At 71.2% G+C, this 479-nt stretch carries 1 protein-coding gene; it reads left to right on the top strand.

Features of this window, described 5'->3' with window-relative positions:
• The coding region (locus AAE045_RS23445) for a GMC family oxidoreductase N-terminal domain-containing protein (protein WP_455549715.1) at positions 1-479 on the top strand (479 nt) is incomplete at both ends.

Genomic DNA, 479 nt, shown 5'->3' with positions numbered 1-479 from the left:
AGCAGCTCGGTGTTGGGCTGTACCAGGTCACCCAGCGCGAAGGCGCGCGCTGCTCGAGCGCGGACGCCTACCTGCGCCCAGCGCGCCACCGGCGCAACCTGACGGTGCTGACCGGTGCTCACGCCGTCGCGCTGAGCTTCGACGGCACCACCGCCACCGGCGTGCACTATCGGCGTGGCGGGCAGCACCTGCATGCACGCGCCGGTACCGAGGTGATCCTCAGCGCGGGCGCCATCCATTCCCCGCACCTGCTGATGCTGTCCGGCATCGGCGAGGCGGACACGTTGCGCTGCCACGGCATCACGCCGCGCGTGGACCTGCCCGGGGTCGGCCGCAACCTGCAGGACCACCTGGACATCTGCACCGTCGTGCACACCGGTCCAGGCGTCAGCTACGACCGCAGCAGCGAACTGCGCATCGCCATCGACTACTTCCTGCGTGGCCATCGCGGCGCCGGCACCAGCAACCTGGCCGAGGCG

The organism is Dryocola clanedunensis, from assembly GCF_038405435.1.
GTDB lineage: Bacteria > Pseudomonadota > Gammaproteobacteria > Enterobacterales > Enterobacteriaceae > Dryocola > Dryocola clanedunensis_A.
The sequence above is the reverse complement of the archived record's forward strand: the minus strand, read 5'-3'. Positions and strand labels throughout refer to the sequence as shown.